Source organism: Micromonospora profundi (assembly GCF_011927785.1).
In the GTDB taxonomy this organism is placed as follows: Bacteria; Actinomycetota; Actinomycetes; order Mycobacteriales; family Micromonosporaceae; genus Micromonospora; species Micromonospora profundi.
Map to the genome: position 1 here is coordinate 3,694,046 of NZ_JAATJK010000001.1, position 13,604 is coordinate 3,707,649.

Sequence of the window (13,604 nt, forward strand, 5' to 3'; positions counted from 1 at the left end):
CGGTCGTGTGGCGCGGCGCAGGCAGCGCGCGACCCGAGCGCGCCACGGCGCTCACGCCTGGCCGTCCGGCTGGAGCTGCTGGGCCTGCCGGTAGACGTGCGCCACCCGCTGGCCCACCGTGAAGATCGAGACGGCGGCGAGCAGCCAGAGCGCGATCTCCAGCGCCGGCTTGACGTTCAGGCCGGTGAGGATGCCGCCGACGCCGACGATGAGCAGCCGTTCGGTGCGCTCGGCGATGCCCACGTTGCAGGTCATCCCGAGCCCTTCGGCGCGGGCCTTCACGTAGGAGACCAGAGCGCCGGCGGCCAGGCAGAGCAGCGCGGCGGCCACCCCGGAATGGTTGCCCTGGGTGGCCAGCCAGTACGCGACAGCGCCGAAGACGGCACTGTCAGCGACCCGGTCCATGCTCGAGTCGAGGAACGCCCCGAACCTGGTGGAACCGCCGCTCATCCGGGCCATCGTCCCGTCGAGCAGGTCGGTGAGCGCGAAAAAGGTGACGATCAACGCGCCCGCGACCAGGTGGCCGCGGGCACCGAAGCCGAGCGCGCCGACGAGCACACCAACGGTGCCCGCGACGGTGACGGCATTGGGGGTGACGCCCGCGCGCAGCAGGGCGCGGGCGATCGGCTCTACGACGCGGGTCATCCCCGCGCGGGCCGACACTTGGAAGATCTTCGCCATGGCGGTCCCACGATAACGGTCCGTCCATCTCCGGCGATACGGCCCGCCCCTCCGACCCGCCGGGGCAGGCTTGTGCGTGTCCGGCGACAGGTGTGAGATCGAGCCGGGAGGTGAGCCAGCTCACCCGCCCGCCCGTCCCGTTCCCGCTGTGCAGCAGACCACCGGAGGATATCGCCGCGCACTCGCCCCGGGCCGCTTCCCGTCGCGCGGCGGTCGCCACCCACCACCGGCTGAGGGAGGTGCGCCCCCATGGCGCAGAAGAGTCACGAGAAGGGTCCCACCGGCGGCGTGCCGGCGGTGACCGCGCCCGACCGGGTTCGCAACGTGGTGCTCGTCGGGCACTCCGGAGCGGGCAAGACGACACTCGTCGAGGCCCTGCTCGCAGCGACCGGCACGATCGGCCGGGCCGGCAGCGTGGTCGACGGCACCACCGTCGGCGACCACGATCCGGCAGCCGTACGCCAGCAGCGCTCGGTGAGCCTGTCCTGCGCGCCGCTGCTGCACAACGGCATCAAGGTCAACCTCCTGGACACCCCCGGGTACGCCGACTTCGTCGGTGAGCTGCGCGCCGGCCTGCGGGCCGCCGACGCCGCGATCTTCGTCGTCTCGGCGGCCGGCGGGATGGACGCGGCCACGGTGGCGCTGTGGGAGGAGTGCGCGGCGGTCGACATGCCGCGCGCGGTCGCGGTGGCCCGGCTGGACCAGCCGCGCGCCGACTTCGACGAGGCCGTGGCGCTGTGCCAGCGTCTCTTCGGCGACAACGTGATGCCCCTCTACCTGCCGATGCTCGGCGACGACGGTGTCTCCACCGAGGGCCTGCTCGGTCTGATCACCCGCCGGGTATTCGACTACACCGCCGGGCTCCCCGCTGACGTGCGTGACCCGGACCCGCAGCACCAGCCCGCCATCGACGAGTCCCGCAACGAGCTGATCGAAGGGATCATCGCCGAGAGCGAGGACGAGACGCTCATGGACCGCTACCTCGACGGCGAGGAGATCGACACCGCGGTACTGATCGACGACCTGGAGAAGGCTGTCGCCCGGGGCCACTTCTACCCGGTGGTGCCCGTCTGCGCCGCGACCGGCGTCGGCCTCGACGCGCTACTTGAGGTGCTGACCGCCGCGTTTCCGTCGCCCCTGGAGCACGAGCTGCCCGCAGTGACAGGCGTGGACGGCTCACCCCGCCCGCCGCTGACCTGCGACCCGGACGGGCCGCTCGTCGCCGAGGTGGTCAAGACCACCGTGGACCGGCACGTCGGCCGCGTCTCCCTGGTCCGGGTCTTCTCCGGAACGCTGCGCCCCGACCTGACGATGCACGTCTCCGGGCACGGCATGGCCGAACGCGGGCACCCCGACCACGACGCCGACGAGCGCGTCGGACACATCTACACCCCGCTGGGCGCCACCCTGCGGGAGGTGCCGCTCTGCGTCGCCGGTGACCTCTGCGCCATCACCAAGTCGGGAAGCGCCGAAACCGGCGACACCATCTCGGCCAAGGACGACCCGCTGCTGATCGCACCCTGGGAGATGCCCGAACCACTGCTGCCGGTGGCGATCGTCGCCCGCAGCCGCGCCGACGAGGACGCGCTGGCCCGCAACCTGGCCCGGCTCGTCGCCGGCGACCCCACCCTGCGGCTGGAGCGCAACCCGGAAACCCACCAACTGGTGCTGTGGTGCATGGGCGAGGCGCACGCCGACGTGGTGCTCGACCGGCTGCGCGCCGGTGGCGTCGAACTGGACACCGAACCCGTCAAGGTGTCGCTGCGCGAGACGCTCACCGTGCCGGCGAAGGGACACGGCCGGCACGTCAAGCAGTCCGGCGGCCACGGCCAGTACGCGGTCTGCGACATCGAGGTCGAGCCGCTGCCGCGCGGCGCAGGCTTCGAGTTCGTCGACCGGATTGTCGGCGGCGCCGTGCCGCACAACTACATCCCGTCCGTGGAGAAGGGCGTACGCACCCAACTGGAGCGCGGCCTGGTCGCCGGCCACCCGGTCGTGGACCTGCGGGTGACCCTCGTCGACGGCAAGGCCCACAGCGTCGACTCGTCCGACGCGGCCTTCCAGACCGCCGGCGCCCTGGCCCTGCGCGACGCCGCCGAACGCGGCCAACCAGCACTGCTCGAACCCATCGACGAGGTACGCATCCGAGTGCCCGACGGTTCCGTGGGCACCGTCATGGGCGACCTGTCCAGCAGGCGCGGCCGGGTGCTCGGCACCGAACCGGACCCCGAGGTCGAGGGCCGCACCCTGATCAGGGCCGAGGTGCCCGCCACCGAACTGCTCCGGTACGCCGTCGAGCTGCGCTCCCTGACCGCCGGCACCGGCACGTTCCGCCGCCACTTCGTTCGTCACGACCCCATGCCAACCCACCTGGCCGACCAAACCCGCAAAGAGCAAACCCCGTAGTACGCCAGTCCAGCCCTCTGCCGGGCTGGACTCCACCGCGACTGCCCTGACCGGCAGGTCCCACCGACTCGGGCCCTGCGGCCTCGCCCTGCCCTGCCCCGCCCCGCCGAGCCCTGCCGAGCCCTGCCCCGCCGATCTTGCAGTTGCTGTCGCGGAAATGTCGCTGTTGCGGGCATTAGTCGCGGCAGGAAGTGCAAGATCGGCGAGTGCGCCGGCCCGGGAGCGGGGCGCGGGGGTGAAGGCTCGCGTCACCCCGTCGATCATGGAGTTGTGGTGGGCGGAAACAGCTATTTCCACCTGCTTTGTGAGGCACCACAACTCCATGATCGACGCGGGCGGGGAGATGTTGCGCTGAGCGCCAGGCAGCGTGGCGACACGCGGGGGACGGCGGTGCGAGAACAACGGGGCGAGGACATCGCGCGAGGGCAGCGGGGACGGCTCAGGAGGACAGCGCGCCGGGGCGACACGCGGGCACCTCAACGCGAGGACAACGGGGCGGGGACGGCAGGCGAGGAGCGCAGCGCGGGGGCAACGGGGCGGGACTGCAGCGCGGAGGACAGGCACGGCGCGCGGAGGACAGGCACGGCGCGCGGGGCCGGGCGGAGGGCCGTGACTTGGCGCAGGTGAAGGGCGGGAGCTTTACGGGTGGGTGACTGGGTGGGTGGGACGGGGCCAGTGGGGGCGGTCGGCGTCCCGGAGGGCGGCGGTGCGTAGGGCGGCGAGCTGCCGTTCCACCTCGACGAACACGTCCGGCGCCAGTGGACCACACTGCAACGCGGCGGCGTTCTCCTCGACCTGGGCGACGGTACGGCAGCCAGGGATCGGAATGCTGCGCCCGCTGCGCGCCCAGATCCAGCCCAGCGCGCCCTGCGCGAGGGTGCGCCCGTCGGCGGTGAGCGCGGCACGGACCGCTCCCACCCGGCGCAGCCACTCCGGCGCGGGGCGTCCCCCACGGAACCACTCCAGCCAGCCGGGGGCCAGCCCACGTACGTCGTCGCGGGGCAGCGTGGAGGCCGCCGTGTACTTGCCGGTGAGCAGCCCCATCCCCAGTGGCCCCTGGTTGATGCTGGCCAGGTCGTACTTGTCGCAGACGGCGAGCAGCTCGGGGGCGTCGCGCAGCACCGACAGGTTGTGTTGCACCGCTGTGGCGCCGGGTGCGGTGTGCCCGAGCGCGGCAGCCCGGTCGGGTCGGTCGGTGCTCCACCCGTACGCCCGGATCAGGCCCTCGGCGACGAGGCTCTCGCAGGTGTCGATGAGCGCCTCCGCGCGGGGCACCGGAAGGTCGGCCAGGTGCAGCTGGTAGAGGTCGATCCGATCGGTGCCCAGCCGGCGCAGCGACTCGGTCACCGCCCGCCGCAGGTACGTCGGCGAAGCGTCCTCCCCGGTCGCCTGGCGGGCCGCCTCGTCGAAGGTGTAGCCCCACTTGGTGGCGATCACGGCTTCGTCGCGGCGGCCGGCGAGCGCCCGGCCGAGGATCCGCTCGCTGTGCCCGGCCCCGTACGTGTCGGCGGTGTCGAAGAGCGTCACGCCCAGGTCGAGGGCCCGGCGTACGGTCCGCACGGACTCGTCGTCGTCGACCGCGCCCCAGCCCAGCGGCTGGGTGCCCTCCGCCCAGGGGCCGCCGATCGCCCAGCACCCCATGCCGAGGGCGCTGACCTCGATGCCGCTGCGCCCCAACGTCCGTGTCGTGACTGCCATCGACAGATCGTGCCACCTCGGCCGGGTCGAGGCGTAGCGCTCCCCGTGCTACGCCTGCGTGACGGCGGGGATCGGCGCGGTACGGCATGATCGGCGGAATGCGACGGCTGGGCGTGGACATCGGCGGCGTACTCATCGAACCGGCCGACGAGGACGCCGACACGTCCTTCTTCGGCGCGAACTATCTGCGTACGCCCGCTGTGGACGGGGCGTTCGACGCGCTCGCGGCGCTCGGGCCGACGTTCGACGAGGTGCACCTGGTATCCAAGTGCGGCGCTACCACCGAGCAGCGGACCCGCGATTGGCTGGCCCATCATGGCTTCCCGGCCCGCACCGGGATCCCCGTCGACCGGGTGCACTTCTGCCGGACCCGGCCGGCCAAGGCGCCGATCGCGCAGCGGCTCGGGCTCACCCACTTCGTGGACGACCGGTTGGAGGTGCTCGGCTACCTCGAATCGGTGCCGCACCGCTACCTGTTCCGGCCCCGTCCGGCGGAGGTCGACGCCCACGCGGCGCTGCTCCCCCTCGTACACCAGGTGCGGAGCTGGCCGGAGCTGACCGCCCTGCTGCGCGCCGACTAGCGCGACCGGCGCGGACGCCGCGCCGGTCTGGCGCGGAACGCCACAACCCGCGCGGGGTACGTCAGGACGGCCAGGCGCGGCTGAGCAGCTCGCGGGTGTCGCTGAGCAGTTGCGGCAGAACCTTCGTGCGGCCGATCACCGGCATGAAGTTCGCGTCGCCGCCCCAGCGGGGCACCACGTGCTGGTGCAGGTGGGCGGCGATGCCGGCGCCGGCCACGCCGCCCTGGTTCATCCCCAGGTTGAAGCCGTGCGCGTTGCTCACCTTGCGGATCACCCGCATGGCGGTCTGGGTGTACGACGCCAGCTCGATGGTCTCCGGCACGTCCAGGTCGGTGTAGTCGGCGACGTGCCGGTAGGGGCAGATCAACAGGTGCCCCGGGTTGTACGGGTAGAGGTTGAGCACCACGAAGACGCGCTCGCCTCGGGCCACCACGAGGCTCTCCTCCGGCGGCAGCCCCGGGGCCAGGCAGAACGGGCAGCCGGTCGGCTTCTCGTAGCCCTCGGTGGGGCGGTCCTCGCCGGAGATGTAGGTCATCCGGTGCGGCGTCCAGAGCCGCTCCAGGCCGTCCGCCATGCCACCGCTGTCCGTGTGCCGTTCCGCCCCTGTCACGAGCCGATCCTACGGAGCCGTGCGGGCGAGCCGCGACACCCATCGCCAGGAAACCCCACTTGCTGCAAGTTGTTGACGGATCGACGTCAATACCTGAAACTTCCATGCATTCACACAGTTCCATTTAGCGATGGAGGGGTACATGATCCAAAGGCTCGGCAGGATCCTCGCGGCACTGGCTCTGACCGCCGCCACCACTGTGGCCGGCGTCACCCTCACCGCCGGTGCCGCACAGGCGGACGGCTGCTACACCTGGGGCCGCGCCCTCTCCCAGGGGATGTCCGGCGAAGACGTACGGCAACTCCAGATCCGGGTCGCCGGCTACCCCGGCTACGCCGCGGTGCTCACCATCGACGGCGCGTTCGGCGCCGCCACCCGCTCCGCGGTGATCCGCTTCCAGCAGGCGTACGGGCTTTCCGCCGACGGGGTGGCCGGAGCGCAGACCTTCAACCGCCTCTACGCCCTCCAGGACGACGACTGCACGCCTGCCAACTTCAGCTACGCCGAGCTGAACAACTGCAACAGCACCTGGTCCGGCGGCGCGGTCGCGGCGAGCACAGCGCGGTTCAACGCGCTCGTCTCGATGTGGAAGCTCCAGGCCCTACGGCACGCCCTCGGGGACGTGAACATCGTGATCAGCAGCGGCTTCCGCAGCGCCGCCTGCAACAACGCGGTCGGTGGGGCATCGAACAGCAGGCACATGTACGGCGACGGAGTGGACCTGGTGGGGTCGCCCTCGTTCTGCCGGCTGGCCCAGCAGGCCCGCTACCACGGGTTCGGGCAGATCCTCGGCCCCGGCTACCCGGCCCACAACGACCACACCCACGTGGCGGCGGTAGGCGGCTGGTCAGCGCCGAACTGCGGCATCTGACAGCCACCCCGGCCCGCGCCGCCGCGGTGCGTTACTCCGCGGCGGCGGACGGGCCGACGTTCGTGCGGGAGCTCACCACGTCCAGGACGTGGGTCACCGCCTCGGCGATCGGCACCCCGTTGCGCTGGGAGCCGTCGCGGTAGCGGAACGACACCGTCCCGGCGGCCACGTCGTCGTCACCGGCGATGACCATGAACGGGATCTTCTGCTGCTGCGCGGTGCGGATCTTCTTCTGCATCCGGTCGTCACCCGCGTCCACCTGCGCCCGGATGCCCTCCGCGCGCAGGGCGGCGACGAAGCCGTGCAGGTAGTCGGTGTGGTCCTCACGGATCGGGATGCCGACCACCTGCACGGGCGCCAGCCAGGCCGGGAACGCCCCCGCGTAGTGCTCGGTGAGCACACCGAAGAACCGCTCGATCGAGCCGAACAGCGCACGGTGGATCATCACGGGCCGCTGCCGGGTGCCGTCGGCGGCCTGGTACTCCAGCCCGAACCGCTCCGGCTGGTTGAAGTCGACCTGGATCGTGGACATCTGCCACGTCCGGCCGATCGCGTCCCGCGCCTGCACGGAGATCTTCGGCCCGTAGAACGCCGCGCCGCCCGGGTCGGGCACCAACTCCAGACCGGAGGTCTCGGCGGCGGTCCGCAGCGCCTCGGTCGCCTCCGCCCAGTCCTCGTCGGCGCCGATGAACTTGGGCGAGTCGTCCCGGGTCGACAGCTCCAGGTAGAAGTCGTCGAGGCCGTAGTCGCGCAGCAGGTCCAGCACGAAGCTGAGCAGCGTGGACAGCTCACCGGCCATCTGCTCGCGGGTGCAGTAGATGTGCGAGTCGTCCTGGGTCAGGCCACGGACCCGGGTCAGGCCGTGCACGACGCCGGACTTCTCGTACCGGTAGACGGTGCCGAACTCGAACATGCGCAGCGGCAGCTCACGGTACGAACGCCCACGCGACCTGAAGATCAGGTTGTGCATAGGGCAGTTCATGGCCTTGAGGTAGTAGTCCGCGCCCTCCAGTTGCATGGGCGGGAACATCGTGTCCGCGTAGTACGGCAGGTGCCCGGAGGTCTGGAACAGCTGCGCCTTGGAGATGTGTGGGGTGTTGACGAACTCGTACCCCGCCTCCTCGTGCCGCCGCCGCGAGTACTGCTCCATCTCGCGGCGGATGATCCCGCCCTTGGGGTGGAAGACCGCCAGGCCGGACCCGATCTCGTCGGGGAAGCTGAACAGGTCCAGGTCCGCGCCGAGCTTCCGGTGGTCGCGCCGCGCGGCCTCCTCCAACAGCTTCAGGTACGCCTTCAGCTCGTCGCGGGTCGGCCACGCGGTGCCGTACACCCGTTGCAGTTGGGGGTTCTTCTCCGAGCCGCGCCAGTACGCGGCGGCGGAGCGCATCAGCTTGAACGCGCCGATCAGTCGGGTGGTGGGCAGGTGCGGCCCGCGGCACAGGTCCGACCAGCAGACCTTGTCCTCCTTGGCGTCGAGGTTGTCGTAGATGGTCAGCTCGCCGCCGCCGACCTCCATCACCTCGGCCGTGTCCAGACCCTCGCCCTTGACGTCGATCAACTCCAGCTTGAACGGCTCCTCGGCCAGCTCGGCGCGAGCCTCGTCGAGGCTGCCGAAGCGACGACGGCGGAACCGCTGCCCGGACTTGATGATCTCCTGCATGCGCTTTTCGAGCTTGCTGAGGTCGTCGGGCTGGAACGGCTTGTCGACGTCGAAGTCGTAGTAGAAGCCGTTCTCGATCGGCGGGCCGATGCCGAGTTTGGCCTCGGGGAAGACGTCCTGCACAGCCTGGGCGAGCACGTGGGCGGTGGAGTGGCGCAGCACGTTGAGCCCGTCGGGCGAGTCCAGGCTGACCGGCTCGACGACGGTCTCCTCGGCCGGCACCCAGTCCAGGTCACGGAGCTGGCCCTGCGGGTCGCGGACCACGACGATCGCCTTGGGGCCGTTCGCGGGCAGTCCGGCCGCGGCCACCGCGTCGGCCGCCGTCGTCCCGGCGGCGACGACGACAGGGTCGGCCACGGCGGGGGTACGGGGTGCGGACACGGTGACTCCTTCAAGTGGTACGAAACGGGGCCGTCCTCGGCTCCTGCCGATGCTATCGGTCGACCCATCCCCGGCAGGGAAGGGCACCGTGTGAACGGCCGGCATTGAACCTTTCGCGCCCGGCAGCCGAACTATCAGGTGTGGCCGGAACCGGTGCCGGTCGCGTCGACACGGATGGGGGCACGAGATGGCGAGCACGTACGGCGGTGGCCGCCTGCGGCGGATCGCGGCGGTGACCGCGCTGTCCGCCACCGGGCTGCTGCTCTGGTCCGGCACGGCGGCGTACGCGGCGGATGTGACGACCACTCCGACCCAGGCCCGGCAGGGTGACGCGGTACGGCTGGAGTTCAGCGTGCCCGAGGAGCGGGCCGGCACCACCACCCGCCAGGTGGAGGTCCGGTTGCCGGCCGACGCACCGGTGGCGGAGGTCTACCCGATGTCGGTCGACGGCTGGGCTCCCAAGATCAGCTCCCGTACGCTCGACAAGCCGGTCGCCGGCATCCACTCCGGCGGCGTGAGCACCGTGACCTCCGCGGTGACCTGGGTTCGTGTCGGCGCGAGCACGCCCGGCCCGGCCCGCCTGGCGCTGTCCATGGGCCCGCTGCCGCAGACCGAGCGGCTCACCTTCGAGGTCGTCCAGACGTACGCCGACGGGACGGTGGTCCGCTGGGCCGGCGCCGACGGCGCGCATCCGGCCCCGGTGCTCACCCTCCTGCCCGCGGCGGCGGGCGCGGCCGGACCCGCCGGGCATGGTGGTCACGGCGCCCCGGCAGCCGGCGCGGCGGCCGGCCCAGGAGCCGGTGCGGACGACGGCGCTGGCACCAATGGCGGGGCCGGCACCAATGGCGGGGCCGGCGCCGACGGTGCGGCGGTGGCCGGGACCAACAGCGCGGGCGAGGAGTCCGGCAACGCCGACGCCATGCTGGCCGCCGGCCTGGTGGCAGGGCTGGGCGGCGGCGCGGCGATCGGCTGGCTGGTCAGCCGGTTGCGCCGCCGCGACCCGGCCGAACGCACGGCGCTGGCCGAGGTGACCGGCGCTACGGAGGCCGAATCGGTGTCGGCAGCTACGCCGCCCGACAGCCCGGCAGCATCCACGGAGGCGGCAGTTGCGCTGCCGGAGAGCCCGGCCGCGTCGACGCTGCCGACCGCCGCCGCAGAACTGGCCTCGGCAGCGACTCCTGCCCGCAGCGGCTGAGGCCCACCGCGCCCTCCACCGACGGACCTTTCCCCCTGCCCGAGCGAGGCGCCCTCCGTGCGTGACGTGACCCACCCCCGGGAGGGCGGGCTGTCGCGCGCAGCCGGTGAGGCCGGGCCGCCACGCGGGCAGGACGCCGGTCAGTAAGAGCACCCCGCGGCCCGGCGGTCAGGGCAGCCAGGATGGCAGCGGCTCGCGGGCCGCCAGCCATGCCTCGGGCACTCCCCCGGGCGTGCCGACGCCGGTGTACGCGGCCACTACCGCGCCGGCGATGGCGGCCGTGGTGTCCACGTCCCCGCCGGCCTGAACGCAGACCCGGATCGCCGCCGGGTAGTCGTCGAGGTACGTGGCCGCGACCCAGAGGGTGAACGCGACGGTGTCCTGGGCGGTCACGCGCGAGCCGTTGCCGAGCGCCGCCACCACCCGGGGCAGCGGCCGGCCGAGCAGCCCGATGGCCCGCTGCACACAGCGGTGCACCTCGGTGCCCGGGTCGATGGCGGCGGCGATGCCGGCGAGCAGCCGGTCCGGTGCGGGCCGGTGGCCGTCGAGGCGGGCCCGGGCGGCGAGCGCGGCGGCGACGGCCACGGCGACCGCGCCGGCGATCCCCTCGGAATGCGCGTGGGTCACCTCGGCCGAGGCGCGGGCCTGCGCTGCGGCACGGGCCGTGGAGTCGGCGAAGTACGCGCCGAGCGGGCCGACCCGCATCGCCGCGCCATTGCCGCAGGAGCCCTGCCCGTCGAAGGCGGACGCGGCGGCCACCGGCCACGGGGTGCCGGTGCGGATCAGCCGCAGGATCAACATCGCGCCGGGGCCGTAGCCCCGCTGCGCGGCGCAACGCTCGGCGAACGCCAGTGCCAGCCGGTCCCTGTCGATGCTGCCGGACGCGGCCAGCTCGGCGACCACCGAGCAGGCCATCTCGGTGTCGTCGGTCCACTCCCAGGGCGGCGGCGGCAGGGTCGCCTCGGTGAGCTGCTCCGGTGCCGGCCCCGACAGGAAGAACTGCGCGCCGAGCGCGTCGCCGGTGGAGAGGCCGGCGAGGCTGTCCCGGGCGAGCGCCAGGCGGGCGTCGGCAAACAGGGTGAAGGACATCGCTGTACCAGCTTGCCCCGTTCCCAGGTACGTCGCAACGCGATCAACTTGCCAGGCAAAGTACGGTCTTGTCGTGGCCTCCGTGCTCCTGGTCGAAGACGATCACGTCGTACGCGGCGCGATGCTGCGGTCCCTCGCCGACCGGGGGCACGCGGTGCACGCCGTGGGCACAGCGCTGGACGCGCTGCGCCGGGTCGCCGCGGAGACACCTGACCTGGTCGTCCTGGACCTGGGCCTGCCCGACCTGGACGGCTCGGACGCATTGCGGATGCTGCGTGGCATCACCGACATCCCGATCATCATCGCCACCGCTCGCGACGACGAGCAGTCCGTGGTCAAGCTGCTGCGCGCCGGTGCCGACGACTACATGGTGAAGCCGTTCACCGGTGCCCACCTGGATGCCCGGATCACCACGGTGCTGCGTCGGGCCGGGCGGGCCAGCCGGACGGTGCAGCCGGCGGTGCACGTCGTGGGCGGGCTGCGGGTGGACGTCGGTGAGCGCAGCGCGGTCCTCGACGGGGAGCCGCTGGCGCTGACCCGCAAGGAATTCGACCTACTGGCCTATCTCGCCGCACGACCCGGGCGGGTAGTGTCCCGCCGCGAACTCTTGGAGGAGGTATGGCGGCAGCCATCGGTCGGCGAGGATCAGACCATCGACGTTCACCTGTACTGGCTTCGCCGAAAGATGGGCGAGTCCGCGGCGAAGCCGCGCTACCTGCGCACCGTGCGGGGGGTCGGGTTCCGGCTGGTGGCACCGGACTGAGGACAGCGCTGGCCCTTCTCACGGCCGGCATGTGCAGCCTCGTCGCGCTCGTCTTCCTGGTTCCACTGGGGTTGAGTCTGCGTGAGCAGACCCGCGAGGAGGCGATCGCCGACGCGGCCCGCCGCAGCGCGCTGGTGACCGGGGCGCTGGCGGTGAGCACCGACCCGGCGGTGGTCGAGCGGGCCGTGGTGGCCAGCGCCGAGGGCGCCCCGACCCGGCCGGTGGTGCACGGGCTCGGGTTGGACGAGTCCGCCGGCCGGGCAAGCGACAGCGACCTGGCGCGGGCCCGCGCCGACCTGCGCTCGCTTGTCGCCGACGTCGACGGCGGGGTGGTCCGACTGGACCCTGTGGTCCTGGGCGACCAGACGGCGGTGGTCGAGGTTTTCGTACCGGACTCGCGGCTGGGCGAGGGCGCCGGCGGCACGTGGTTGCTGCTGTTCGCCGTCGGCGCGGCGATGGTCGGCGCGGCGGTGATCGTGGTCGACCGGGTCGCCGCCCGCGCGGTGGACTCGACGCGGGGTCTGGTCAAGGCGGCGCTCTCGATCGGCGACGGCGACCTTGGCGTACGCGTGGAGCCGACCGGCCCCCGCGAGCTGGCCGAGGCCGGGTACGCGTTCAACCGGATGGCCGATCGGCTGGACGCCGCCCGCACCGACGAGCGGGAGTTGGTGGCGGACCTGTCACACCGGCTGCGTACCCCGTTGACAGTGCTCCGGCTGGACGCTGAGGCGTTGGAGTCCGACGACACGAGCGTGGGTTCGTTCAGTCAGGCGGAGCTGGACCGGCTGCGGGGCATCCGGCGGATCCGGCAGGCGATCGTCACCCTTGAAGGTGAGATCGACGTGCTGATCAAGACCACCCGCAAGGCGGTGGCGCACGAGGCCGGGCCGGCGATGTGTGACGTCAGCGAGGTGGTGCGGGACCGGATGGTCTTCTGGGCCGCGCTGGCCGGCGACCAGAACCGGCCGCATCGAGTGATCGGGGCGCAGCTGCGCATCCCCGCTCCGGTGCCGCGTGCCGAACTGGCCGCCGCGCTCGACGCGGTGATCGGCAACGTCTTCCGCTACACCCCGCAGGGGACGGCGTTCGAGGTGGCCGTGTCCCGCCGCGACGGGTACGTGGCGATCCGGGTGGACGACGCGGGCCCCGGCATCCCCGACCCGGACCGGGCGCTGCGCCGGGGCACCAGCGACCAGGGCTCGACAGGGCTCGGCCTGGACATCGCCAAGCGGGTGTCGTTGCAGGCCAACGGATCGGTGAGCATCGACCGGGCGCGGCTCGGTGGTGCCAGCGTGGTGATGTTGCTCGCCGACCCGGAGGCTACGCCCCGTCAGGTCAGCCGGTTCGGCCTGGTCGGTCGGATGGCGCGGGACGCCCGGGACCCGAAGACGAGCGGCCGGCGCTGGCCCCGGCAGCGCCCCACCGACACCTGATCGGCGCCCTCCCGAGGGCGGCTGACGGGCGCGGGCTGTGCGCTGGCGCAAGTCTTCCTTAGATCGCAATTAACGAGCGTGATGAAGCGGTCGCGGGCTGCCAGGATCAGTAAACGAACCCACCAGTTCCACCGGTCAGCGCATCGCGCACCCACGGGCCGGTGGAGCCGCGCGCGCGGCGGGAGTCCAGGTCCCCCCACACCCCACGCTCCCGCCGCGCGCCCTGCTCCCCCGCC

Annotated in this window: 11 protein-coding genes; 6 read left to right on the forward strand and 5 right to left on the reverse strand. The window is 72.5% G+C overall.

What is annotated here, in order from left to right:
* Positions 1 to 51 precede the first annotated feature (51 nt).
* The gene (gene pgsA / locus F4558_RS16130; RefSeq protein WP_053657537.1) at positions 52 to 681 is read right to left on the reverse strand and encodes a phosphatidylinositol phosphate synthase; all 630 of its coding nucleotides are present in this window, start codon (positions 679 to 681) and stop codon (positions 52 to 54) included.
* Between the two features lie 249 nt (positions 682 to 930).
* Between pgsA and F4558_RS16135 the strand changes: the two genes are divergently transcribed.
* Positions 931 to 3,087, forward strand: coding sequence for an elongation factor G-like protein EF-G2 (locus F4558_RS16135; RefSeq protein WP_167944975.1), 2,157 nt, complete (start codon positions 931 to 933; stop codon positions 3,085 to 3,087).
* 639 nt (positions 3,088 to 3,726) lie between these two features.
* Here the strand turns inward: F4558_RS16135 and F4558_RS16140 are convergent.
* Complete coding sequence (locus tag F4558_RS16140; protein WP_167944977.1) at positions 3,727 to 4,785, reverse strand: aldo/keto reductase; 1,059 nt, start codon at positions 4,783 to 4,785, stop codon at positions 3,727 to 3,729.
* A gap of 98 nt (positions 4,786 to 4,883) precedes the next feature.
* Here F4558_RS16140 and F4558_RS16145 point away from each other — a divergent pair, with 98 nt between their 5' ends.
* On the forward strand, positions 4,884 to 5,366 hold the full coding sequence (locus tag F4558_RS16145) for a hypothetical protein (RefSeq protein WP_245241336.1): 483 nt from the start codon (positions 4,884 to 4,886) through the stop codon (positions 5,364 to 5,366).
* A 61-nt stretch (positions 5,367 to 5,427) separates the two neighbouring features.
* On the opposite strand, the gene F4558_RS16150 is transcribed toward F4558_RS16145, so the two are convergent.
* Positions 5,428 to 5,940: an HIT family protein gene (locus F4558_RS16150; RefSeq protein ID WP_197281466.1), complete on the reverse strand. Its 513-nt coding sequence runs from the start codon at positions 5,938 to 5,940 to the stop codon at positions 5,428 to 5,430.
* A gap of 178 nt (positions 5,941 to 6,118) precedes the next feature.
* On the opposite strand from F4558_RS16150, the gene F4558_RS16155 reads away from it, so the two are divergent.
* A complete protein-coding gene (locus F4558_RS16155) occupies positions 6,119 to 6,847 on the forward strand; it encodes a D-Ala-D-Ala carboxypeptidase family metallohydrolase (protein ID WP_167944981.1) in 729 nt (242 codons plus the stop codon).
* A 31-nt stretch (positions 6,848 to 6,878) separates the two neighbouring features.
* Here F4558_RS16155 and thrS read toward each other — a convergent pair whose 3' ends face one another.
* On the reverse strand, positions 6,879 to 8,888 hold the full coding sequence (gene thrS, locus F4558_RS16160) for a threonine--tRNA ligase (protein WP_167944983.1): 2,010 nt from the start codon (positions 8,886 to 8,888) through the stop codon (positions 6,879 to 6,881).
* 187 nt (positions 8,889 to 9,075) lie between these two features.
* Between thrS and F4558_RS16165 the strand changes: the two genes are divergently transcribed.
* Positions 9,076 to 10,083: a DUF1775 domain-containing protein gene (locus F4558_RS16165; protein WP_053653470.1), complete on the forward strand. Its 1,008-nt coding sequence runs from the start codon at positions 9,076 to 9,078 to the stop codon at positions 10,081 to 10,083.
* Positions 10,084 to 10,251: 168 nt separating this feature from the next.
* Here the strand turns inward: F4558_RS16165 and F4558_RS16170 are convergent, their stop codons facing one another.
* Positions 10,252 to 11,172, reverse strand: coding sequence for an ADP-ribosylglycohydrolase family protein (locus F4558_RS16170; RefSeq protein ID WP_053653469.1), 921 nt, complete (start codon positions 11,170 to 11,172; stop codon positions 10,252 to 10,254).
* A 73-nt stretch (positions 11,173 to 11,245) separates the two neighbouring features.
* Between F4558_RS16170 and F4558_RS16175 the strand changes: the two genes are divergently transcribed.
* Together F4558_RS16175 and F4558_RS16180 are read left to right on the forward strand one after the other, a co-directional pair.
* Positions 11,246 to 11,935: a response regulator transcription factor gene (locus F4558_RS16175; RefSeq protein ID WP_053653468.1), complete on the forward strand. Its 690-nt coding sequence runs from the start codon at positions 11,246 to 11,248 to the stop codon at positions 11,933 to 11,935.
* 29 nt (positions 11,936 to 11,964) lie between these two features.
* The gene (locus tag F4558_RS16180) at positions 11,965 to 13,368 is read left to right on the forward strand and encodes a HAMP domain-containing sensor histidine kinase (protein WP_197281465.1); all 1,404 of its coding nucleotides are present in this window, start codon (positions 11,965 to 11,967) and stop codon (positions 13,366 to 13,368) included.
* Positions 13,369 to 13,604: the final 236 nt, after the last annotated feature.